This window comes from Streptomyces sp. NBC_01571 (genome assembly GCF_026339875.1).
Taxonomy (GTDB): domain Bacteria; phylum Actinomycetota; class Actinomycetes; order Streptomycetales; family Streptomycetaceae; genus Streptomyces.
This window is the reverse complement of the sequence record NZ_JAPEPZ010000001.1, coordinates 57502-79944: the sequence shown is the minus strand read 5'-3', so window position 1 is coordinate 79944 and position 22443 is coordinate 57502. Positions and strand designations below refer to the sequence as shown.

The window sequence follows — 22443 nt, the reverse complement described above, 5'->3', positions numbered from 1 at the left end:
AGTTTCTCTGAACTCACGGGGCTCGAGGGGGTTGAGGGACATCGGAACGAAGACCGGTGCTAAAAGATTGTTGTATGTGGGTTCAGCGAGTGATCGAACTGACCGGGTGGGAGCCGCTCGGGATCTCCGTCGACTGGGCGGCGGTCGAGGGAGAGCTGGGTGTTCCGCTACCGGCGGACTACAAGGAGCTCTACGAGGTGTTCGGTGGCGGCGTCTTCAGTGATTCCCTCTACTTTCTGGGGCGCGACGAAGGCCCCGCGTTCGACTTCCTGACACAGTGGCGGGTCGACCTGTCGGTCGACCAGGACAGCACGCTTGGAAGCGTCTCCGCCGTCGAGCCCTCTGCAATCTACGCGCCGGGCGGCAAGGGGCTGGTTGAGTGGGGTTCCACCGAATGGGCCGACGAGTACTTCTGGCTGATCGATGCCGAGCGGCCGGGCGAGTACCCCATCCTCGCGCGGTCCAATGACGTCGGCGCATGGCAACGGTACGACATGTCCACCTCGGAGTTCCTCTACCGCGTCCTTGCCGATGCCGATTTTCAACCTTTTGGGATCGCGCAGTACGACCTCGGCACGACGTTCAAGCCCGGCTCCGGCGACCCCTTCGACGGCCAGCCACTCTGACGAGAGGCCGGCCGTCCCACGTTCGTGGACACGGCAGTCCCGTCGTTTCTCATCGAGATCCGTGAGCCAGGTGATCAGCAACTGCCTCCGGAACCGGTCGCCAAACGCTGTTCCTAGAGATCAACGAAGCCAGGCCAGCTCCTCCGCCGCGTTCCCCCTGCCACGCAGTCCTCGGGCGCGGACTGGGCCTCGTCCTTACGCACCCAGGTCCGAAGCGACTCCGCGGTGATGCCAAGATCCGCGGCCATCGCCACGTACGTCCGTTTCCCGGCCGCAGCGCGGTACAGCGCGACGGCGTCCTTCCTGAACTCCTCCGGATACGAAGACTTGCGTCCCACCTGGACATCCCGCACTGGACCATCAAGATCCATTGTCAGGGTGTCCACTTCGAAGGATCACCTCATGGAAAAGCTGTACCCGCACGACGTTCGTCGAGCAGGTGCCGGGGCTCTCCGCGCGCAACCACCGTTCCAGTACCGGGCTGGCCAGCCGACTGCGGTCGATCGCGATCCAGGTCGACGCCTTCCCGCCGCCCGGCTGTGCCGACGCATGTGGCCGGCTGGGGGCTCGGGCGATGGGCACGCTGGTCGGCGGGCGTGTCGTCGTGCTCCTCCAGCTCCTCCAGCCAGCGCCTGTCCTGGGACGGGATGATCTGCTCCGGCGCCGACTCGCTGAAGTGGGCGCTGGCCCTTGCCGAGCGGAGCCGTCACCCACGCCTTCCCCTCCGCGGCCGCACCCGCCGATGCGGACCTGGCCGAGCTCGGCATGCGCGGGTCCCGCCGAGCGACCGACAGCGTCCTCGCCGCCGCGCTCTGCCACGCCTCCGTGGGCCTCGACACCGGCGTGGACCGAGACGCCGCGGAGAAGGCCCTTCCCGCCCTCCACGGGTTCGGGCCGTGGAGGGCGGGCTACATCCGGACGTGCGCCCCGGGGACCCGGACCTCCTGCTGACATGCGACGTCGCCTGCCAGGCCGGCATGAGGCAGGCGGGCGCCGAAGCGGTCGACACGGAGTGCCGGCGCCCGTGGCGCACCTACGCCATGCACTACTTCTGGACGCGGCAGCCGACCGGCGCCTGGAACCCGCGACCTGACCCGGACCGGACACCGTCCGCCCGGCGGCCACCGGCAGTCCCGTACGAAAGCAGTGTCCGAATCCCGCCGGACATGACTGCGGCGACGCCGCAAGGTGGATGGCGGAACACCGGAGGACGACGCTTCGAAAGGACACCGGACCGATGACGGCCTGCGCGACGATCGACAGCCCTCTGGGCGAACTGCTGCTGGTGGGAGAGGAGTCCGCCACGGCAAGGGGCGGCACCGCCCTCGTCTCGCTGTCGGTGCCCGGGCAGAGGGGAGCAGCCACCGTCGAGGCGGGCTGGACCCATGAACCGGAGGCGTTCGCCGAGATCGCCGCCCAGCTGCGCTCCTACTTCGACGGAAGCCTGACACGCTTCGAGATCGAGTACGTGGCGAGCGGCTCGGACTTCCAGCAGCGGGTGTGGAGGGCCGTGGGCGCCGTTCCCTACGGGGCCACGACCACCTACCGCCGCATCGCCGACGAGGTGGGCGCCCCCAGGAAGGCCGTGCGGGCCGTGGGCGCAGCCATCGGCGCGAACCCGGTGCTGGTGGTACGGCCCTGCCACCGCGTGGTCGCCGCCGACGGCGCGCTCACCGGGTACGCCGGAGGACTGGAGCGCAAGCGGCAGCTCCTCGACGCCGAGAGCGTGCACCGGGCCGCCTGAGACGCAGCCGCCCGGGCCGACGCCATTCCGGCCGGGGCGGCACCACCTATCCAAGGACTGCACCATGACCGAGACCACCCTGCTCATGGCGCCGGTCGCGCACCGGGTCGCCCAGGCTGACTGGACCGCCCTGGCCGACGAGCTCAACGAGCACGGGAACGCCCTGACCGGGCAGATCCTCACCGCGGCCGAGTGCCGGCGGATCGCCGCCCTGTACGACGAGGCCCCCCGGTTCCGCACCACCGTCGACATGGCCCGCCACCGTTTCGGCTCCGGCGAGTACCGCTACTTCACCCACGACCTGCCCGACATCGTCGCGGAGCTCCGCCAGGCGTTCTACCCCCGGCTGCTACCGGTGGCCAGGGACTGGGCCGCGAAGCTCGGCAAACCGGCGCCCTGGCCCGACAGCCTGGAGAAGTGGCTCGCGATGTGCCACGAGGCCGGCCAGGCGAAGTCCGCGCAGATCCTGCTTCGTTACGGCCCAGGCGACTGGAACGCCCTGCACCGCGATGTGTTCGGGGAGATGGTCTTCCCGCTCCAGGTCGTCGTCGGACTCGACGCGCCCGGCTCCGACTTCACCGGCGGCGAGTTCCTGATGACCGAGCAGCGGCCCCGCGCCCAGTCCCGCGGCTCGGCGACGACCCTCCCGCAGGGACACGGCCTCGTTTTCACCACACGTGACCGCCCCGTGGCCACGAAGCGGGGATGGTCCAACGGGCCGATGCGGCACGGCGTGAGCACCGTCCGCTCCGGCAGCCGGCACACCCTCGGCCTCGTCTTCCACGACGCGGCATGACCACTGGCGGCCACGCCCGAGGCGGATCACCGCGGACCCACACCCTGCTCGGCCCGGACGGGCGGCCCTGCCAGAGCCCGACGCCGGGCACGCTCGGCGGGAGCCGGCGGAGCCGCCGTATGTCCTGCTGGACGCCGCCGGGGACGACGCAGAGCCGGTCTCGGCGTTCTTCGCCGGGCTACAGGCGTGTTCGCGGACGCCCTCGATGAGGACGAACTTGAGCAAGGCGGCTCGGTGACGGAGAAGTTGGCGTAGCCTTCGCGGGGCTTGGCCGGCCCGGCGCCGAACAGCTTGCGACAGCTCACGAGACGCTAATTCGGGGCACCCCAAAGCAGAGGAGCGCCCCGTGGGCAAGGTGGTCATGTACGGCTCGGTGTCGGTGGACGGCTTTGTCGCGGACGGGAATGACCAGCCCGGACCACTGTTCCACTGGTTGTCCAGCGGTGACATCCCGTTGGACGAGAGCGGCGAGCTGAAGGTGTCGCAGACGTCCTACGACTACACCCGCCCGTACTGGGACCAGATCGGAGTCACGATCGTCGGCCGCCACGTCTTCGACCTGACGGACGGCTGGGACGGGAAGCCGCCGGGCGGGATCGACCACGTGGTCGTCGTGTCGCACCGGCCGATGCCCGAGGGCTGGGACCCCGAGGCGCCGTTTCACTTCGTCGACGGCGTCGAGGCTGCCGTGGCCAAGGCGCAGGAGCTTGCGGGTGACCGCATGGTCGAGGTCGCCGCTGGCGACGTCGGTGGCCAGGTGCTTGCCGCGGGCCTGATCGACGAGGTGCGCATGGACGTCGTACCCGTCGTGTTCGGGTCCGGCAAGCGCTACTTCGGGTCGGTCCACGCGCAGCACCTGCTGGAGGATCCTGACGCGGTGATTCAGGGCAACCGGGTGCTTCACCTGCGCTATCGGGTGCGCCGTTGACCGACGAGGCGGGCAACCCCGCCCTGTCCTCCACCGGGTGCCGCCCGCACTCGCCGGCCAGGACGGCGCGTTCCCGGTCGTCGACGGTCAGTTTCCAGCGGAGCTTGGTTGCAACCCAGTCCGCGGTGTAGGTGCAGCGGGTTTCCGCGCGGGGAGGCAGCCAGTCGGCCGGGTCCTGGTCGGCCTTGGACCGGTGGGAAGCGCGCGAGTTCGCGGATCCTTGGATGCGGTCACTCTCCGACCCGCGCATCGATCGGAGCTTTGAAAGGACCTGCGCGCGAGTTCGCCGCTCTTGCACTCGGACGGATTCGATCGTACGAGTCAAGGGTGACGCCTCCTCGTTCGGCCGGGCGGGGCTCTTTCGCGCTGTCAGACTCCCGGGAGGGAACGCGCCGGTGGGGCGTGGGCGAGCGGGAGCGGCGGGGCAGGGTGGGCGTGACCGAGCGGGGTTCGGCCGGTCGTGCCGCTCCGGACGGGGCGGGGCCGAGCGTGACGGACCATGGCGTGCCGCGCGCACGCGCGGTGACGGAGGACCGGCCGGGCGGGCGACAGCGTGGTGGCGGACCCGGCGAGCAGCGGCGGGACGAGGGGGTGGCGCGTGCGGGGCCGCGGCACGTGGCCTGCGTGATGGACGGCAACGGCCGTTGGGCGCAGCGGCGTTCGCTTCCCCGTACGGCGGGTCACCGGGCCGCGGAGACCACCGTCATCGACGTCATCGAGGCGGCCCGGGCCGCCGGCGTGGAGTGGCTCAGCCTGTACGCCTTCTCCACCGAGAACTGGAACCGCCCTGGCACCGAAGTCGAATTCCTGATGCGTCTGGTGCGCCGGGTTGTGCGCAAGCATGCGCCGCTGCTGCTCGCGCGCGGCATCCGCTGCCGTTTCCTCGGGGTCGCCGACCCGCGCATCCCCCGCGAACTGGCGCAGGACTTCGACGACTTGGCGGCGCTGACCGCCGACAACCGGGGGATGACGCTGACCGTCGCCTTCGACCACGGCGGGCGTCGGGACATCGTCGAGGCCGCAAGGTCGCTGATCCGCAGCGGGACGCCCGCCGACGAGGTGACCGAGCGGCTCTTCGCGGACCACCTGCCTTTCCCCGACACCCCCGATGTGGATCTGGTCATCCGCACCTCCGGTGAGCAGCGCATCTCCAACTTCATGCTCTGGCAGGTCGCCTACGCCGAGTGGATCTTCCCCGAGGCGCTCTGGCCGGACTTCCGGGCTCCCGACTTCCTCGCCTGCCTGCACACCTACCGGCACCGAGACCGCCGCTTCGGCGGCGTGCCCGCCCGGACGAACGGAGACCCATCATGACCACCGAAACCACGGGAACGGCCGACGAGGCCTCCCTGTTCGGCCCGAAATCGCAGTTCAGCGCCTTCTTCGACGACCCGCGCTGGGCCCTGGCCATGATCCGTGCCACCGTACTGGAGGCCGCTCACCCGCAGATCGGCGCCGCCCTCGTCGACAACTCCACCTTCGTCGCCCACCCCTGGCGCCGACTGCGCAACACCTTCCTCAGCATGCGGCGCATGTTCGGCACCGACCCAGTGGCACGCGAACGGGAGGCCGCCCGACTCAACCGGCTGCACGCCCGCATGAGCGGCTCCGACTCCCGCGGCCGCGCCTACGACGCGATGGACCGCGCGACCCGCGCCTGGGTGGTCGCCACCCTCTTCGAGAGCGCCGTCACCATGTGCCGGCTGAGCGGCCAGCCGCTCGACCAGGACACGATGGAGCGCATGTACGCCGAGTACCGCGCGTTCCTCGCCGCGCTCGACGGCGACGCCGCAGAACTCCCCGAGGACCTGAACGACTTCTGGCGATACTTCGACCGGGTCGTCGAAAACGAGCTGGAGAACACCGAGGCGGCCCGCGTCATCCTCTACCGGCTCTTCGACCACCTGCCCGCCCCTGCGCTGCTCGACGGTGCCCCGACACTGTGGGCGGCCGGCCGCGCTGTCGCCGGTCCGCTCCTCGGCGCGATCACCGTCGCCTCGCTCCCCGAGCCCTACCGGCGCCGGGCCGGCCTGCCCGAGATGCCCGGCGCCCCAACCCTCATGCAGGGCGCCTACCTCGCGGCCGGGCTCGCCCGATTCCTGCCCGAGGGCTGGATCAACGCCGAAAGCATCATCGAAGCCCTCTCGCTCTCACCCGACAGCGACGACCCCCGCGCCCGCACCGTAACCGCCTTGCGTGCCCGCATGAAGCGGGCATCGGCCCTGCTCCGCCTCCTCACACCTCTGAGCGGCTACACCAACCCCGACCCGGACCCTTCGGGGGGCACAGAAGAGAACCGACGCTCGGCGGAGGAGTTCTTCCGCCGAGTGCTGGACCAGACCGGCGACGGCCACCTCGACTGGCCTGACCTCGCCGCCATGGCACGCGAACTCTCCACCCGCCTCGACCTGGACGAACCCGAGGAGGACCGGCTCTACGACGCCTTCGCCGCCTGGTGGCGCGAGCTCCAGGCGGCCCTCGACACGGACGGCGACGGCCGCGTCAGCGCCGAGGAGTACGCCACCGCCGTCCCCTCCCTCGCCGGACCCGCGCTCATCCGCGTTGCCGAGGTCCTCTTCGACGTCACCGACAAGGACGGCAACGGGAGCATCGACGCGGACGAATACCGAACCCTCTTCCGCACCGCCTTCCACCGCGACCTCACCACCACCGACGGCACCTACGGCCAAAGCGCCTTCGTGGGCGACTTCCTCTCCTTCATGGCGGGCCGCCGCACAGGCACCCCGTACGACCCGCTCCTCGCCGACGCCTAACGAACTCGTGCATGGGTTGGCGGCCACGGCTGGACGCTCCACTGGGCCGCTTGCCCGGTCCGGCTAAGTACCGGTCGACCGCGCGGGAGGTCAGCTGCCACGGCACGGCGCCGTAGAACTCGCAGACCTCGATCACCGGCTTGATGAGCCCGTCCAGCGTCGTGGATGCCGGACCTGCGGCGTCGCGCGCCCACCGGTACTCGGACAGCGTGTCGAGGAAGAAGCTCTCCTTGTCGTGCGGGGAGATTTGGGCTTGGCGCCGCCGTTGCAGTTTCACCACTTCCGCGAGCCGGGTCTCCAGTGACACCGGGCCACCCTCACGCGAGGCGGATCCATATTTCACTTATGGGTGAGATTGATACTGCTGCTTTGCCCCGCGGGTCGCATTGTCAGTGGCCGATGGCAGCATGGTCGGCTTGTCCCGCCTGCACGCCGCAGACCGGGCTGATCCAGGAATACGGAGTAAAGCAATGAACCGGAGCGAACTGGTCACCGCGCTTGCAGAGCGCGCCCAGGTGACCCGCAAGGACGCCGATGCGGTGCTGACCGCCCTCGCCGAGAGCGTCGGCGATGTCGTCGCCAAGGGCGACGAGAAGGTGACGATCCCGGGCTTCCTCAGCTTCGAGCGCACGCACCGCGCCGCACGTACCGCACGCAACCCGCAGACCGGCGAGCCGCTGGAGATCCCGGCCGGATACAGCGTCAAGGTGTCCGCCGGCTCCAAGCTCAAGGAAGCCGCCAAGGGCAAGTGACCGCCTCCTCCCGGTGCCCTGCCGGGCACCGGGAGCACGGATCGGCACAGGTGCGAGGCTGGGACGCGGCACGCTACGCCGCGTGCAGAGCCGGGTACTTGAGCCGCCGGCGGGGTAGAACGGACGCCGGGTACCGTCCGCTTACGGACGGGCCTGCACCCAGACGAGCCGGGAATTCCGGCAGGATGTGAAGGGCATCAGTAGGGCCAGCGGCATCGTGAAGTGGTTCAACGCCGAGAAGGGCTTCGGCTTCATCGAGCAGGTCGGCGGCGGACTCGATGTCTTCGCCCACTACTCCAACATCTCCGGCAACGGATTCCGGGAACTCGTCGAGGGCGAGACGGTCACGTTTGACTTGGGCCAACGCCAGAAGGGTCCGCAGGCCGAGAACGTCGTCCGCGGCTGACACGAACAGCGCGGAGTGGATGTTCCCAGGCCTTCGAGAGCCTGGGGTTGAATCCCACCGTGTGAAGAGGGGTCCGGCGCAGTCGGGCCCCTCTTCTCTTCCCTCTCCCGTGAACCTGGCCAGCCCGGGCAGGGCCGAGAAGTGGTCAGCCCGGGCCCGCCAGAGCGTTACGGGACCGGGCTGAAACTGTGGACCACTAGCCATTTGGCGCCGGTAGCCAGTTGACGCCGGGACCTCAGCCTTCGCGCATCATCGAACGCACATCAAGCCGACGATGCCCTTTGACGATCATCAAGCTGCGCGCGGAAGCACACGGTCGGGTGTTGCCCCCCTGATCGGAGCAACTCGCAGTGGCCCCGGGCAAGGCCTTCTCCTCCGTCGGGCACCTCGCCTGCGTCGGGCACCTCGCCTACAAGGAGACACCGAGCGAGCAGGGGCCAGCAGGGCGCGGCTGAGTCTCCCCGGCATGGGCGCGCTCGCCTGGGGACGCGGTGAGTCGGGCCGGGGCCGGTTGACGGCCCCGGCCTTCGTCATACCGGGCCTTCGTGCAAGGCTGCGTTCCGCACACCCGCAGGCCGCCGATCCAACACCCACCCACCTTCCACTTTAGTGAAATCACATCAATAAAGGTGTGACGTTTGTCAACTCAGTGTGTGACTCTTGCTATCCTGTAAGGGAGTTGAGTACCGGGAGGGTGAGTGAGCCAGTCACCACAAGAGTCCGCGATGAACGCGAGTGACGCCCGCAGGGACCTGTACGCCTTGGTCAAACGCGCCAACGACGACGGGGTCCCCACCCTGATCCACCGCGGCTCGAAGCAGGAAGACCGTGTTCTCCTCGCCCCGCTCGACCGGTTCCCGGCCGCACGCAAGGCCGACGCGTTCCCCTCCTGGGTACTGAGCGCGGCGCAGAAGGACTTCGGCACCCTGATCGGCCGGGCAGTCAGCGGACAGCCCCAGGTACTCCGCAGGAACAGCACACCCGTCGCGGTGCTGCTCCCCGCCAACGGCCCGATCAGCAGCACTCCATCCGACACGGCCGCGCATACCGCGGCAACCGCAGGAGGCGTGGTGACCAGCCAGCCCACTCGTGACCCCGGACGCCGGCTCGCCACGCTCGGCGACGCCCTCGGCGATGTCATCACCTCCGGATCGGCTCCCGGCCTCTCCTTCGGCCTGGCGGGCCTGGACGCGGCCACCGGCGGTCTGCACCCCGGACGTCTGGTCCTGGTCGCCGCCCCTCCACAGGTCGGCGGAAGCCTGATCGGCCTCGGGGCGGCCCGGCACACGGCGCTCGCCCTCAACAGCCGTGTCCTGTACGCGGCATCGGGCCCCAACCGCGCCGACATCACCCGCCGCATCATCGCCGCGGAAGCAGGCGGCGACTACGCCCGCCTCAAGACCGGCACCCTCACCCCGCACGAACAGGAAGTCGTCCAGCGACTCCGCAACGCGCCACTGCTCATCGACGACGGCAGCGACCTGACCGCCGAGGCCATCGCCGAGACCGTGCCGGTGGCCGGGGATCTGGCGCTCGTCGTCGTCGACCGCCTGCAGCGGGCCCGCAACCCGCGCCTGCCGCTGTCGGGGGAACACCTCCCGGCGGCCAGCCAGGTCCTGCGGGAACTGGCCCGCACCCAGCACGTCCCGGTTCTCGCCGTCCTGGACACCGACGACCCGGCCATCGTCAACCTCCTGGACGCCGACGTCATCCTCACCCTCACCGCGCACCCCGACACCGGGGAGACGAACGTCACCGTCGCCGAACGGGACCTGGGCATCATCGGCCACGCCCGCCTGCGCCCCGACCTCGCACACGCCCGATTCCTCGACACCCCCACGGCCGCCGACACCACCGCGGCCGCCGGTACGCGTGCAGGCAGCGACACGGTCCCGGACACGATGGGCAGCGACACTGTCCGCGAACTGGCAGCGGCCGCCCTTCCCTTCACCTCCGGCGCCTTCCAAGGCTTGCCCGCCGAGGCAACCCACCTGCTCGCCGCACTGCGCACCGCGCTCGCCGCCGGCAACATCAAGGACCTCGACGAACTCCACGTCCCGCTGCGGGCCCTGGCCGCCGCCGGGCTCCGGCTGCCCGACCACACCGAGGGGCGCCGCCTCGCCGCCGCGCTGCACGCCTACAACGCGCCCGCCCCCGTCGCCGTAACCGCGCAGCCTTCTCCCACGGAACCAGCCCGGCCTGCCGCCGGCAGCAGCGCCGTCGCGGACACGGACGATGACGACCGTCGGGACGACGACGACGGCCTGGTCCCGGGCGACGAGGAGGACGAGCCGCAGGGCACGGTCTTCCCGGCCTTGAGGATCCTCAAGGACTCGGTGACGCGTTCGAAGATGCACCCGGTCCCGGTGATCCGAAAGGAAGACCGGGAGGACGGCCCGTGGCCGCTGATCAGTGAGGACATGGACGGCGAGCCCCGCTGGGTCCACCCCGAGGTCACCAGCACCCGCGTCGCGCACGTCCGCGGCAACGGCAAGCGCGTGCGGCGCGACCAGCTCGACGTGCCCGCATCGTTCGGGGACGGCGTGCTGTGCCTGATCGACCGCAACGGCTCCTTCCCTTCCGCCTGCTCCGCCGTCCCCCTCGCTCCGAACAAGCTCCTGCACACCGGCCACCTTGACGCCTTCGACCGGGGTCAGGCCGGGATCTACCAGATCAGCATTCCGGAGTGGGACCACCCGGGGATGCCCCACCCGCTCGGGCGGCTCATCGACCGGCCCGACGACGAGGGACGGGTATGGGTGACCACCCCGCACATCAAGCAGCTGGAGCGCCTGCACCGCGAGGGCCACCTCACCACGCCCGTGACCATCCACGACTCCTGGACGGGAAAGGCGAACGAGTCGCTGTTCAAGCCGTTCTACGCCGCGGCCCGCGAGGCCCGCACCGAGCTCATCCAGGCCGGTGGCGAGCCGTACAAGAACTACAAGACCCGCCTGTCGATCGCACTGCGTCTGCTGTGGCCCAAGCGGCCCGAGTCGCGGTCGCCGTTCTGGCGGCCGGACTGGCGCATGAGCATGGTCGCCGAAGCCTCCGTCCGGCACTGGCTCAACGCCTTCAAAGCCGTCCAGGAGGGCCACACCCTCGTCGCTCTGCGCAACGTCGACGCCGCGATCTTCTGGACCCCCGACGAGACGCCGCCCGGCACGTACCGGGTCGGGACCGGCTTCGGCCAGGTGAAGGCCAAGTTCCTCCAGCCCGGCGAGTTCATCCCCGAAGGTGACGACTGATGGCAGGGCCCACCGGACACGGCCACTCCCTCGGCGCCGCACTCAACGACCTCCTGCGCGCCCAGGTCACCCCCCGCCACCGCCTCGCCTCCTACAGCGCCAAGCACTGGCACGCCCAGCTCGGCCAACTCACCGGCACCCGCCGCGGCTACGAGGCCCTGGACGCCGCCGGCCTCGACGTCCGCCCTGACACCCTCTTCAAGTGGCTGTCGGATCCCGAGTACAACGTCCGCCGCAGCTACCGCGACCTCATCCACACCGCGTACGAGAATGTCGCCATCGTCCCCGCCGACCCCATCCCCGACCACATCAAGGACGGCCAGTTCGAGATCAGCGGCCTCGTCAAGACCGGCGCCGACGAACGCGAACGCGGCACCCGCCGTGCCGCCCCTCTGCGCATCGACGCGAGCCGCGGGGACTGGAGCGACATCGAGGTGCTCTGGCTGGCCGGCGACCTGCGCGACGACGACTTCGAGGACCGCTTCACCGACGACGTCATCGTCGCCGACATCGGCGAAGGCACCGACGGCTGGGAATTCTCCGGCAGCAACTACTCCGTCGAACTCCGGTGACTGCTGTCCCGCGAGACGTGCGTGCGGCTGCCTGGCAGTTGGTCAGGCGGGCGTTGCTGGCGGGCGGGACGGGAGTCGCGGCGGTGGCGATGGCGCCTGCGGTCAGCGGCTTCACGGACGTGGCCGCCGCGGATACCGGCGAGGCCCCGCGAGCCCTTGCCGCCCAGTCAGACGATGTTGCCTCCACTCCTCCAGGCCGTGTGGGTGCCAGGCTGGTCGGGGCATGGGTCCGCCCGGCCGCTGAGCAGGGGTCGGCGGCCGGGCGCTTGGATGGCGCGGGGGTCAGGAGCGGGTGCCTGCGGGGAAGTCGCCCGTCTTGTTCACGACGGCGCGGGAGAGTATTGCCAGGTGCTGGGCGGCATACCCAGGGGCAAGGTCCGCTATGACAACCTCACCTCCGCGGTGGCCCGGGTGCTCCGCTTCACCCGGGCCCGGGTGGAGACGGACCGCTGGACCGCGTTCCGCTCCTGGGCGGGCCTGGACGCCTTGAACTCGCCGACGCCGCGGCCCGCGACCAGATGTCGCGAGGTCCTCGGCGGTCAGGCCCACCTCCAGGGGCCCATGGTTCATCCAGCGAAGGCCGTCCGCGTCGCGCGGCTGCCGCTGCCGCACCGAGGTGATCGGGATCTTTCCGAATGGCACCGCGATCACCGACGCGTCCCTCGGCCCGGGCCGGGCGACCAGCGTAGGAGGGAGTCTTCGCGATCCCCCAGGTGCGGGCACATCATGCTGTAGATCGCCATGGTCACCCACCACACGGATGCCGGCGGTGTACCGCGGCTGAGCAAGGAGTCGATGGCCCTCAGCCGGCCCCCACCGCGAAGGTGTACGTCGTAAGGCGTACGTCGCTCTCCAAGCGGAAAGATTGTGCCGTCAAACCTTCAAGATCGTGAATGAGCGCAACCCACCGGACACGAAAGAGTTCTCTGAAACGGGGACACGAAATAGCTGCCTCCGGGAAGGCCGGGGCGTACCGGCTTCCTCGCCCCTCGTAGGTACCGCGTCGTCGGAGCGGGATGCGCCAACTGTTGGGGTGTTCAGCGGGGCTGGCCGAGTGCTGCCGCTGGACGCAGGTTCTCCTCGAGTTCTTCGGCCATGGCCGCGCTGGCCAATGCCCGTCCCAGTCGAGGTGCCTGTTTGAACAGGTTGTGCCCGGCGGCGAAAAAGATTCTGTCGGCTTCCCAGACCGCCATGCCGTCTTCGCTCCACGGCAGGCTTGTCACCCAGCAGTGCAGGTACTCGACGGGCTCGGGGTCGAGGCCGGGCAATGCGCGGGAGACATACGCGCGGGCGCGGTCGTTGAGCGCCACCAGTGCTTCGGGGTCCGTGAAGCTGCCATCCTCCCGTACCTCGACCGTTTGGCTGAGGCCCACCGCATATCGGCTGTTGCCGGGGTAGGGGGCTGCGTAGACGCCGACCTCGCCGAAGTCGCCGCTGCTGTCCTGCAGGCAGGCGACCCGTTCCGGGGGCGTTCCCCTGACCTGGAAGGTGAGGCGGACGTGGGCTGCCGGCCGTATGGGTAGCGAAAGCCCCACGTTGCGTGCCAGCCGCGCGGTGCTCAGCCCCGCGCACACCACGGCCGTTGCGTACTCTTCGCGGCCGACGGCGCTGAGCACCTCCACCGTGCCGCGGCCCGTCGGATGCAGCGAGATGACCTCGTCTGTCACCACAGAGTCACCCAGCGCGTTGGCCAGGCTCTCGACCGCGACACGGGTGCGGATGGCGCCGCCGTCCTCATCGAGCATCGCGGGACCGCGGTAGTCGGCGAGCAGCGGCATGCGGGCGTGAAGCTCGGCGCTGTCCACGGTCCGGACCGGTATGCCGCCGGCATCCTGCAGAATGCGCAGTCTCTCAGGAACGGGACCGCCCAGGGCGACCACTCCGTCCTGGGAGATCAGTTCGGCGCCCAACCGGTCGGCCCACTCGTTCCAGACGGCGCGGCCCTGCCGGGTGAATTCGACCAGGCGGGCGTCGTCGTGCGCGTGGCGGAAGATGCGGGACTGGCCACTGGACTGCCCGTGGCCTGGAACGCCGCTTTCATACACCCGCGCCGTCGTTCCGCGTTCGGCCAGTGCATAGGCGGTGCAGAGGCCGACGATGCCGGCTCCTACCACGGCCACCTCGGGAACCCGGTCCATTCGATCGCCTCATTTCGCGTCCCGGAGTTGCTCCCCTACGGAGCAGGGTTTAGGTTCATCTGTCGCCGCTGCGAACTGGTGGGTGGTCGGCATTGTCAGGCTCTATGTGACGCGACGGCGGAACCGTGTCTTCTTCAGCCTCACACCGGTCCGAAATATGTCAACCGGCCACCTCGGACCTCCAACGCCGCCACCGGCAACAAGAACATGAAGTCCCTCGTCTACGTCGACGTGTACATCCCCGACTCCGGTGAGACGCTCAAGCAGCTCACCGGGCCCGAGGATGGATCAGCCCGCAACGTGCCCGCCCCCAGCGCGCGGTCTTCAACTTCGTCGCCATCCCCGACAGTGGCGGCAACGCCGACCTCTACGCCAAGCCCGAACTCTTCCCGAAGTACCCTCCCGCCGACGTTGCCGCGAAGATCGATGACGCGGTGAAGCAGCGGTGGCAGTCGCTGGTACGCGAGCGCCGGCACCGCCAGGCCGCCGCCACGGGCGGCATCAAGGTGGAGACGAGGGCTCGTTTCGGCTACACCGCGGCGGTCGGCAGTACCGACGACGGACGCTTCCGGCGACTTACCGTGCACCTTCCGTCGGAGTATGCCCGCCGCTTGTTCGAGGCCCGTGGTGAGGGGGCTAGCTACCAGGAGATGCGCGGAATCATTGCCGAAGGGTTCAACGAAGTGTATTTCCAGCATGGCGGTGGCCGTGTGGACGACCGCGAAATTCCCCAGGCGGAAGTTCACGTAATTCCCCAGCTACTGACGTGAGCTGACGGTGAGGCAGACCGTGAGCTGTTTCCAACCTCAGCTTGAGCAGGTCAGATGCAAGGTGAGGACCGCACCCGCAGCAACCGCTTCAAGCGCTGAACACTTCGCGAAGCGCTGCAGGCGGTCGCGAGCTGGCAGGTCGGCAACGACGACGAAAGGCGGATCAGCGCGCCGGCTCAGACGTGCCTCGCGCCTGGTCACGGCTGGCGACCACCAGGTATCCATCGCTCTCGGGGTCGAAGGTGGTGGACTGCACCGTGAGCCCAACGCTCCGCAACTGCGCCACGAGGTCCTCGTACCGGTAGGGCCAGATGGACAACCGCTCCGAGCAGGCTCGCACTGCCCCATCCGGCTCGATCTGGGCGACCACGATCTCGAGGAAGTGTTCCTGCTCCCAGTGCTGCTCGATCTGCCAGTAGTAGCTGACGACCGCATCGCGGTCGTTGCGGCGGATGAGTCGATCGCGGACGTCTACCCGTGAGCCGGCGGAGCGCACGAGCTCCCAGTTGCGTGACGTGAGCACGAGGCGTCCGCCCGGATTCAGCAGCCGCGACATCGCGTCCAGTGCGGTCAGGCGCCCGGCTGCGCCCTCAGCGTGCCCGAGCGAGTTGCCGACACAGAACACCAGATCGAACGTGGAGTCCTCCAGGTGGTCGGGCAGCTCGTCCCAGCTCGCGCGGAGGGCTCGAAGCGAGACACCCTGCTCGTCGGCGGCCTTCTCGGTCCGGCGAACCATCCCACTGCTGGCGTCTGCGGCAACCACGTCAAGGCCAAGACTCGCAAGGCCGACGGCGAGCTGGCCGGTTCCACACGCGCAGTCGAGGACGCGCGCGTTGGGCGGCATAGAGCCCACGACATCGCTGTAGTAAACCGCGGCTGCCTTGGCGGGGGTCAACCTGTCGTCCCCGATCAGCCACTCGTATACGTCGGAAAGCGCCCCATAACCAGCCACCGCGATAACCTCCATCACTCGACGACACGCGGGCTAGACCACGCCTGCGATTCGGACCTTGCGCCTCGCACTGTGCCGGGCCGTGTCAGCGAAGCATTGAGGAGGACCCAATCACTTCCGGCCGCTGAGACTCCACCGGATTTCGTGGGAAACCGCGACACGCCGCACCGACGCAGGTCCCCACTCCACCGGCGCCCCAACGGCCACGATGGGGACCGCGGCCGGCAAGCGCGCGTTCACTGCGGAGCGCTTTAGGCACAGCCATCCAAACTGATTGCCGAAACGCCGCGTCCGGATGAAGGACCGCCAGGGAGCGCCTCTACTGCCACGTATCCCGACGACGTCCACCGGTTTTCCCTATTTGATCTTGTCGGTGGGGTTCCTGGGCCGCTTGTTCGGGCGGTAGCTAGGCCCGTTCATGATCACCTGATGGCTGGTGTTGATGAGCCGGTCCAGGAGGGACTCGGCGACGACGGGGTTGATACCAGTCGCTGGGCGCCAGGTTGCTGGTGATGATCAGAGACCGTCCCTGCCGCTCGGAGACGAGTTCATAGAGGTCGTCGGCCTGGGCCGCGGACAGCTGGCGCATGGCGAAGTCGTCGAGGATGAGGACGTCGGGGCGCACGAGTTCGCGGACGCGTTTCTCCCATGTGCGGTCCGCGTGGCCGCCGGCGAGGTCAGCGAGGATGCGGCTGGTCTTGGCGAAGCGGACGTGGGCGCCCTGGCGGACGGCGAGGTGGCCGAGGGCCTGGGCGATGTGGGTCTTGCCGACGCCGACGGGGCCGAAGAGGATGACCGATTCGCCGGCATGGAGCCAGCGCAGGGCTCCCAGGTCGCGGATCTGGGCGGCGGGCAGTTTCGAGGAAGCGGTGAAGTCGAACTCCTCCAGGGTGACCTGCTGCTCGAACTTAGCCCGCTGCAAACGCCGTTGGAACGCGACGGTCTCCCGGCGGGTGATCTCGTCCTGACAGAGGACCTTGAGGAAGTCGAGGTGGCCGAGCTCGCCTCCGTGGGCCTGGGCGAGGCGAGCATCGAGGGTCTCCAGCATGCCTGACAGTCGCAGGGCCTTGAGCGACTCCCGCAGGGCGGCGTCCATCACGGTCATCGGGCTTCCACCTCGGCTTCGTCGTGCACCTGGTCGTCGTGGTCGTCATCCGTCGCGTCGGGGGTCGCGACGGTGGCGAAGAGCCGGGCGGGGCCATGCAGGAAGGCGGCAGCCCCGGCATCACCGCTGGTCTCGTGCTCGGGGTCGGTTTCGGTGCCGGCGATGAGGATGCCCTTGATGGTGCGGTAGGACGGGTCGCCAACCGCGATGGCCCTCGCGCAGGCGGCCTCCAGCCGCGTCTCGCCGTACTTCTTCCGCAGCCCGAGGACCCCCTGGGCAGCGCGGAGCCGATAGAGCACGTTCACCTCCAGCAGCTGGTCGACGACCTCGCGGCAGGCGTCGCCAACCTCGGACGCCTGACTGCGGCACCAGACCGGCGTCCGCATCTGGAAGGCGATCTTCTCCGGCGGATAGTCGCTCTTGTCGGTGCGTTTTCCCTGGTCAAGGGCTGCGTGGGTCTTGACGAGGGAGCCGTCGTGGAAGACCTGGACCATCGTGGCGGTCGAGCGGACGTCGACGCGGCGGGCGATCAGCTTCCACGGCACCGAGTAGAGGGTGCGGCCGACCTTGATGTGGATGTCCGGGCCGACCGTGGCCGTCGACCAGCGGGCCAGCACGAACGGAGTCGGCGGCAGAGGCAGCAGTTCGGCCGCCTCCAACGCGTCGAACACGGTCATCGGGGCGGCCCCGCCCAGTGGCCGGCACTTGCGCCGACCGGCGACCTGCTGGCTCCAGGTCACGGCCTCGGTCTGCATGTGCTCGATCGAGGTGAACTCCCGGCCTCGCCAGAACGAGTCGCGGACATAGGGCATCGGCCGCTCGACCCGCGCCTTGTCCTTCGGCTTCGCCGCCCGGGCCGGATCGACCAACGCTCCGTAGTGGGTGGCGAGTTCGGCATACGCCTTGTTGATCTTCGGGTCGTAGAGGTCGGGCTTGTCGACACCGGTCTTGAGGTTGTCCGGGACGAGCCGGCGCGGGACGCCGCCGAAGTAGCGGAAGGCTGCGACGTGCGCTTCCGTCCATGCGTGCTGGTCCAGGTGCAGCACAGGCCGGACGAACATGTGCCGCGAGCACGGCAGGACCATCACGAACGCCCAGACCCGGTGGCGTTTCCCGGTCCGCGGATCGATCCACTGCCCGAGGAAGCCGTAGTCGATCTGAGCCTCTGATCCGGGCTCGATCTCGTCGCGCAACACGGTGACCTGTGACTTCGCCACCTCGTCTGGAAGTGTCGCGTGCACCCAGCGCCGGAACGAGGAGATCGACACCTGCAGCTTGTGCTCGTCACGCAGCCGCTGGTGGATCGTCGTGACGGTCACCGTCCCGAGCAGGCTCTTGATGTAGTCGCGGTACTGATCGATGTCCGGCCAAGTCACCTGCCTCAGCCGTCTGTCGATGAGTCCGGGGAACCACTCCTTGATCAGCTTCGACCAGTCGGCCTCGCTCATCGGAGGCCCGCCCGGGCTGATCCCGGCCGCTTCCGCCGGGGCCAGGTACTTTCTGACCGTCTTGCGGTCCACCCCCAGGGACGCGGCCAGCTCGCTCTTCGAGCGGCCTGCGTACCAGTGGACGTAGATCTCGGTGATGTCGACCACGACGAACGTTCTCCTCGCCATCCGGGCTGCCCATCGGCCATCCGAACTACGGGACGAGGACCAGCTTCGCGACGACCAGGTCCCTCGATCCCGACCTCCGCGCTACCCATGGCCAATTAGGAGAATTCGGGATGGGGAATTACACGACGCTCAAACCGCCCAACCTGGGGAAAACTTGATCGTCGACAGGCCGTGCTCTGGGACTGTCAGATGTCGAAACAAATGACGCTGACTATCTGGATCTCGATTACTGATGAGGCGCTAATACGCGATCTCTGAATTCAACGGTGACTGGGCGCTTCAGTTGGAGGGGTTATCTGTGGTGCTCAGCTGGCGGTCCGGGTCATAGGCGGAGGACGATCAGGGCGATGTCGTCGCGGGCGCCGCTGCTGACGCCGAGGTGCGCGAGCAGGGCGTCGGCGAGGTGTTCGGGCTGGTGGCGGGTATAGCGGGCGAGTGCGTCGGTGAGGCGTTGCAGGCCGGCGTCGATATCCTCGCCACGGCGTTCGATGAGGCCGTCGGTGTAGAGAACGAGGGTGTCGCCGGGGGTGTAGGGCAGCTCAGCCTGGGGGCGGGGAACGTGTTTGGGACGGGCTGCCAGCGGAGGGTCGGTGGCCTGATCGAGCAAGGCGCAGGTTCCGTCTTGGTGGAGCAGGACCGGGGGCGGGTGGCCGGCGCTGCTGTACGTGACGCGGCGAGCGCGGGTGTCGACGATGGCCTGGACGACGGTGGTGGCCATCGCATCCTCCACGTAGCGTGCATACAGGCCCAGGCAGTCCAGGGCCCTCGCGGGATCTTCGACGGCCCGGACGGAGGCGGACAACGCGCTGCGGAGCATGCCCATGACGGCGGCGGCTTCCAGGCCGTGGCCGACGACGTCGCCGACTGCGACGGCGAATCTGTTCTCGGGCAGGTCGATGACTTCGTACCAGTCGCCGCACACGTTCAGTGACCCGGCGGCGGGCAGGTAGCGCACCGCGGTGTCCCGGTGCCGGGCCAGGTGGGGCGAGTGGAGCATGGCCTCCTGCAAGGTGACGGCGACCTGGCGTTCCCGGGCGTGGGCTTGGCGCAGTTCCTCGTTCAGCCGCTGAAGCTCGCGCGCCCGCACGTACAGTTCGACCTCCATCGCCTCCGCGTTGCTCAGCGCCTCGCCTTCTTGCAGGCGAGGGTGGGAGAGGATGAACGCGGTCACGTCCTCCCCCCGGTGGATGATCCACGCCACCTGCCCATCCGGCCCGACCACCGGAGTGTTGATCGCGGACCACCACCGCTCCTCGAACACGCCGGGCTGCTCGGCCACGGGAATGTCGTACTTCATCGGCGCCATCGTGTCCCGCTCCTTCGAGCGCAGCACCCGGTGCAAGGAGGCGTGCAGCTTTCGCACCCCTTCAGCATCCGGGTCCGCCGGATTGCCAGGAAAGGCCTCGAAGAGGTGCCGTCCGAGCAGATACTCCCGAGTGCAGCCGGTCACCTGGCAGGCCGCCTCGTTGACGTCAGCGATCACCAGATCCGGGCCCAGCACCATATAGGGGCTGGGAGTGACCGCGAACAACGCCTGGTAGTCGATCCCCGGCCTCGCCGCACGGTGCGGCCCTGCATCCTCAGCAGGGATGTTCTCGTCCCTCACCCCTACGTTGTAGCGTGCGTCGGCGCCCTCGGCACCTGGGCACATCGCCTGCCTCGTCCCGCCAGCCTCTGACACGTGCCCTCACAGTTCAGCAGGTCTTGGATGGCGTCGAGGATCTGGCCGGCCCCGCTCCAAACCCGACCAGGTCATCGCCGACAAGGCCTACAGCTCCCGAGGATTCCGCGCCTACCTGCGCAAACGCGGTATCGCGTGCACCATCCCGGAGAAAGCCGACCAGCAGCGACACCGGCTGGGCCGCGGCCGTCGCGGCGGCCGGCACCGGCATTCGACCGACAGATCTATCGCCGCCGCAACGTAGTCGAGCGCTGCTTCAACCGCCTCAAAGGCTTCCGCGGCATCGCCACCAGATACGACAAGACCGCCGCCTCCTACGAGGCAGCGGTCAGTCTCGCGTCATTCCTGCTCTGGGCAAGATCAGTTTGAAGACGGACCCTAGTAGCCGCGGGGCGCTATGTGCTGATCGTGGCCGCCGGTCTATGCACGAGCGGGCGTGCGCAGGGCGAGCATGGCGACGTCGTCGTCGTTGTCGCCGGGCCGGGCCTGCTCCAGTAGCAGGTCGCAGAAAGCATCCAGGGGGCGGTGGGCAAGAGAGGCAGCGTGTCGACGCAACCGTTCCAGTCCGTGGTCGATGGAGTGGTGTGGTGACTCGACCAGGCCGTCGGTGTAGAGCAGGACAGTGGTGCGGGGCGGCAGGACGGTGAAGACATCGGGGCGAGGCCGGGTCACCCCGGTCCCGAGCAGAATGCCGTGGACGTCGGTGAGGTAGCGGGCACGGCCGTCATGGCTGACCAGCAGCGGCGGAGGGTGGCCGGCGTTCGTCCAGCACAGTTGCCACAGCTCGTCGTCACCGAGAGAAAGGGTGGCCAGGATCATGGTCGCCATAGGGACCTCGGCTACGTGTTTCACGGCGTTGTCGAGCTGGGTGACGACGGCGCTGGGCATGGCCTCAGGCTGGGACCATGTGAAGGCGCGCAGCATATTGCGGACCTGCGCCATGCCGGCTGCGGCGTCGAGGTCGTGTCCGACGACGTCGCCGATGACCAAGGCGTGGGAACTGTCGGTCAGAGCGAAGGCGTCGTACCAGTCACCGCCGACGGAGGACGCGTGCGCAGCGGGTACGTAGCGTGCCGTCATGTCCACCCCGGGCACGGTGGGGAGCTGGGGCAGCAGGTGGCGCTGCATGGTTTCGGCGACCTTGCGCTGGCGCTGGTACAGGCGCGCGTTGTCCAGGGCCAGGCCCGCCCGGCGGGTGATGTCCTCCAGCAGCGGCAGATCGGAGGCGGTGAAGGCGCGAGGATGTCTCGAGCGTCCCAGGGTCAGCGCTCCGAGCACGTCGCGCAGACCTCGGATGGGCGCGATGACAGCGGAGTGCATGCCCGTCTCGGTGAACAAGCGCCCCTGCTCGACAGCGATTCCGGAATCGGGCGGACCCTGATAGGTGGCAGGGCCGGCGAGCGAGGAGGCGGCGCCGCGCAGAGCCCGCGACAGGGGCATGGGGGACTCCTCCGGAACGGGGGGCATGGGCCCTTGCAGGTCCTCCCGCTCGACCAGGATTCCGTCCCTGTACTCCGTCACCAAGGCGCGTCGTACCTCGTCTTTTTCGGTGAGCAGATCGATCACCGACCAGTCCGCGAGCCGGGGCACCGTCAGGACCGCCAGCCGGCGCAATGCCTCCTCCACATCCAAGGTGGACGTCAGCTGAGTGGTCGTCTCCGCCAGCAGAGCCAGGCGGTCCAGCTCCGTCAGCGGTGCTGGGACCTTGACGCCCTCGTCAGATACGCCCCGATTCGACTCGTACAAGAGCACCAGCGCACCCGCCTTGTCCGATCCGCAGGAGTAGGGCGCGACGAGCCAGGACATCTGGACGAGCGTGCCGTCCCCGCGGGCGAACCACTCCAAGTCGCCGTGCTCGGTTCTCCCGGCGAGAATCGCGTTTCTCAGCTGACAGCGCGTGCGGGGCGTGGCGTGCCCGTGACTGTCGCGATGCAGCAGCTCGTGAAAATCCTCCCCGGCGAGCTCCTCGAAGCTGTGGCCCAGCCCACTCTTGGCCGCGTCGTTGGCCGAGACGATGAGTCCGCCGTCGTCAACGACAATGACAGCCGTCTGCACGTCCTCCAGGGTTGGTCCAAGCAGGACGCCAGACCACGTCTGGGGACCGGAGACGTGCGAATCTCCGGTGTCCGTGCCAGTTATGTCCATGAATCTCCTCGGCGGATGCGGGCCTACCCGAAGGTACCCCTCCGCGCGCCGACAGCGACGGACAAGATCAGCCGTGGCATCTCAGGCCACCTGTGACACGCCGCGCACGCACTGCCCGCAGAGTGACGACCGCAGCGCCCCTGGTAGCAGAGCCCGATCCCAGCAGCGGCAGCCTCGATCGGGCTCCGAT

Annotated in this window: 17 protein-coding genes and 5 pseudogenes; 13 read left to right on the top strand and 9 right to left on the bottom strand. The window is 68.9% G+C overall.

All coding sequences use genetic code 11. From position 1 onward, the window contains the following. Positions 1–89: 89 nt before the first annotated feature. The gene (locus OHB41_RS00340) at positions 90–626 is read left to right on the top strand and encodes an SMI1/KNR4 family protein (protein ID WP_266695945.1); all 537 of its coding nucleotides are present in this window, start codon (positions 90–92) and stop codon (positions 624–626) included. A gap of 123 nt (positions 627–749) precedes the next feature. Here OHB41_RS00340 and OHB41_RS00335 read toward each other — a convergent pair. Further along, positions 750–964: pseudogene (locus OHB41_RS00335) on the bottom strand (transposase); the annotation flags it as partial. A gap of 352 nt (positions 965–1316) precedes the next feature. Between OHB41_RS00335 and OHB41_RS00330 the strand changes: the two are divergent. From OHB41_RS00330 to OHB41_RS00320, 3 genes are all read left to right on the top strand, one after another. Beyond that, the gene (locus OHB41_RS00330; protein WP_266695944.1) at positions 1317–1577 is read left to right on the top strand and encodes a hypothetical protein; all 261 of its coding nucleotides are present in this window, start codon (positions 1317–1319) and stop codon (positions 1575–1577) included. A 286-nt stretch (positions 1578–1863) separates the two neighbouring features. Next, a complete protein-coding gene (locus OHB41_RS00325; RefSeq protein WP_266695943.1) occupies positions 1864–2370 on the top strand; it encodes a methylated-DNA--[protein]-cysteine S-methyltransferase in 507 nt (168 codons plus the stop codon). A gap of 64 nt (positions 2371–2434) precedes the next feature. Beyond that, positions 2435–3166 carry a 2OG-Fe(II) oxygenase gene (locus OHB41_RS00320; protein ID WP_266695942.1) on the top strand — a complete coding sequence of 244 codons (732 nt, stop codon included), beginning with the start codon at positions 2435–2437 and terminating at the stop codon, positions 3164–3166. A 198-nt stretch (positions 3167–3364) separates the two neighbouring features. Here the strand turns inward: OHB41_RS00320 and OHB41_RS00315 are convergent. Continuing rightward, positions 3365–3459: pseudogene (locus tag OHB41_RS00315) on the bottom strand (glyoxalase/bleomycin resistance/dioxygenase family protein); the annotation flags it as partial. Between the two features lie 53 nt (positions 3460–3512). Between OHB41_RS00315 and OHB41_RS00310 the strand changes: the two are divergent. From OHB41_RS00310 to OHB41_RS00295, 3 genes are all read left to right on the top strand, one after another. Continuing rightward, positions 3513–4094, top strand: coding sequence for a dihydrofolate reductase family protein (locus OHB41_RS00310; protein WP_266695941.1), 582 nt, complete (start codon positions 3513–3515; stop codon positions 4092–4094). Between the two features lie 627 nt (positions 4095–4721). Continuing rightward, entirely contained in the window at positions 4722–5408 is a 687-nt protein-coding gene (gene uppS / locus OHB41_RS00300; protein ID WP_526025022.1) for a polyprenyl diphosphate synthase, read from the top strand. Then, entirely contained in the window at positions 5405–6868 is a 1464-nt protein-coding gene (locus tag OHB41_RS00295; protein WP_266695940.1) for an oxygenase MpaB family protein, read from the top strand. The genes uppS and OHB41_RS00295 overlap by 4 nt, the downstream gene beginning before the upstream one ends. On the opposite strand, the gene OHB41_RS00290 is transcribed toward OHB41_RS00295, so the two are convergent. Further along, entirely contained in the window at positions 6813–7175 is a 363-nt protein-coding gene (locus tag OHB41_RS00290) for a hypothetical protein (protein ID WP_266695939.1), read from the bottom strand. The genes OHB41_RS00295 and OHB41_RS00290 overlap by 56 nt on opposite strands. Positions 7176–7338: 163 nt before the next feature. On the opposite strand from OHB41_RS00290, the gene OHB41_RS00285 reads away from it, so the two are divergent. The 4 genes from OHB41_RS00285 (at position 7339) to OHB41_RS00270 (ending at position 11846) form a co-directional block, all read left to right on the top strand. Then, positions 7339–7620 carry an HU family DNA-binding protein gene (locus OHB41_RS00285; RefSeq protein WP_054230207.1) on the top strand — a complete coding sequence of 94 codons (282 nt, stop codon included), beginning with the start codon at positions 7339–7341 and terminating at the stop codon, positions 7618–7620. 196 nt (positions 7621–7816) lie between these two features. Next, the gene (locus OHB41_RS00280; protein ID WP_266705544.1) at positions 7817–8026 is read left to right on the top strand and encodes a cold shock domain-containing protein; all 210 of its coding nucleotides are present in this window, start codon (positions 7817–7819) and stop codon (positions 8024–8026) included. A 725-nt stretch (positions 8027–8751) separates the two neighbouring features. Then, positions 8752–11274, top strand: a complete 2523-nt coding sequence (locus OHB41_RS00275; RefSeq protein ID WP_266695938.1) for a DnaB-like helicase C-terminal domain-containing protein — start codon at positions 8752–8754, stop codon at positions 11272–11274. Beyond that, positions 11274–11846, top strand: a complete 573-nt coding sequence (locus OHB41_RS00270) for a hypothetical protein (protein WP_266695937.1) — start codon at positions 11274–11276, stop codon at positions 11844–11846. Before OHB41_RS00275 ends, OHB41_RS00270 begins: the two co-directional genes overlap by 1 nt. Before the next feature lie 1037 nt (positions 11847–12883). On the opposite strand, the gene OHB41_RS00265 is transcribed toward OHB41_RS00270, so the two are convergent. Then, positions 12884–13984 (bottom strand): NAD(P)/FAD-dependent oxidoreductase, encoded by a 1101-nt coding sequence (locus OHB41_RS00265; RefSeq protein ID WP_266695936.1) that lies wholly within the window; start codon positions 13982–13984, stop codon positions 12884–12886. A gap of 392 nt (positions 13985–14376) precedes the next feature. Between OHB41_RS00265 and tpg the strand changes: the two are divergent. Beyond that, positions 14377–14754, top strand: a pseudogene (gene tpg, locus OHB41_RS00260) (telomere-protecting terminal protein Tpg); the annotation flags it as partial. Positions 14755–14917: 163 nt separating this feature from the next. Here the strand turns inward: tpg and OHB41_RS00255 are convergent. From OHB41_RS00255 to OHB41_RS00240, 4 genes and pseudogenes are all read right to left on the bottom strand, one after another. After that, complete coding sequence (locus OHB41_RS00255; protein ID WP_266695935.1) at positions 14918–15721, bottom strand: class I SAM-dependent methyltransferase; 804 nt, start codon at positions 15719–15721, stop codon at positions 14918–14920. A 342-nt stretch (positions 15722–16063) separates the two neighbouring features. Next, positions 16064–16811, bottom strand: a pseudogene (istB, locus tag OHB41_RS00250) (IS21-like element helper ATPase IstB). Then, positions 16808–18406 (bottom strand): IS21 family transposase, encoded by a 1599-nt coding sequence (gene istA / locus OHB41_RS00245; protein ID WP_266695934.1) that lies wholly within the window; start codon positions 18404–18406, stop codon positions 16808–16810. The pseudogene istB and the gene istA overlap by 4 nt, the downstream one beginning before the upstream one ends. Before the next feature lie 343 nt (positions 18407–18749). Continuing rightward, positions 18750–20033, bottom strand: a complete 1284-nt coding sequence (locus OHB41_RS00240; protein ID WP_266695933.1) for a PP2C family protein-serine/threonine phosphatase — start codon at positions 20031–20033, stop codon at positions 18750–18752. A 106-nt stretch (positions 20034–20139) separates the two neighbouring features. On the opposite strand from OHB41_RS00240, the pseudogene OHB41_RS52505 reads away from it, so the two are divergent. Next, positions 20140–20477, top strand: a pseudogene (locus OHB41_RS52505) (transposase); the annotation flags it as partial. A 51-nt stretch (positions 20478–20528) separates the two neighbouring features. Here the strand turns inward: OHB41_RS52505 and OHB41_RS00230 are convergent. After that, positions 20529–22253, bottom strand: a complete 1725-nt coding sequence (locus tag OHB41_RS00230; protein ID WP_526024867.1) for a SpoIIE family protein phosphatase — start codon at positions 22251–22253, stop codon at positions 20529–20531. Between the last annotated feature and the right edge of the window lie 190 nt (positions 22254–22443).

What these genes read in the sequence shown, in the direction of transcription:
- OHB41_RS00325 (WP_266695943.1), top strand. Translation starts at nt 1,864, where the DNA reads ATGACGGCCTGCGCGACGATCGACAGCCCTCTGGGCGAACTGCTGCTG.
- OHB41_RS00320 (WP_266695942.1), top strand. Translation starts at nt 2,435, where the DNA reads ATGACCGAGACCACCCTGCTCATGGCGCCGGTCGCGCACCGGGTCGCC.
- uppS (WP_526025022.1), top strand. Translation starts at nt 4,722, where the DNA reads ATGGACGGCAACGGCCGTTGGGCGCAGCGGCGTTCGCTTCCCCGTACG.
- OHB41_RS00295 (WP_266695940.1), top strand. Translation starts at nt 5,405, where the DNA reads ATGACCACCGAAACCACGGGAACGGCCGACGAGGCCTCCCTGTTCGGC.
- OHB41_RS00285 (WP_054230207.1), top strand. Translation starts at nt 7,339, where the DNA reads ATGAACCGGAGCGAACTGGTCACCGCGCTTGCAGAGCGCGCCCAGGTG.
- OHB41_RS00275 (WP_266695938.1), top strand. Translation starts at nt 8,752, where the DNA reads ATGAACGCGAGTGACGCCCGCAGGGACCTGTACGCCTTGGTCAAACGC.
- OHB41_RS00270 (WP_266695937.1), top strand. Translation starts at nt 11,274, where the DNA reads ATGGCAGGGCCCACCGGACACGGCCACTCCCTCGGCGCCGCACTCAAC.
- OHB41_RS00265 (WP_266695936.1), bottom strand. Translation starts at nt 13,984, where the DNA reads ATGGACCGGGTTCCCGAGGTGGCCGTGGTAGGAGCCGGCATCGTCGGC.
- OHB41_RS00255 (WP_266695935.1), bottom strand. Translation starts at nt 15,721, where the DNA reads ATGGAGGTTATCGCGGTGGCTGGTTATGGGGCGCTTTCCGACGTATAC.
- OHB41_RS00230 (WP_526024867.1), bottom strand. Translation starts at nt 22,253, where the DNA reads ATGGACATAACTGGCACGGACACCGGAGATTCGCACGTCTCCGGTCCC.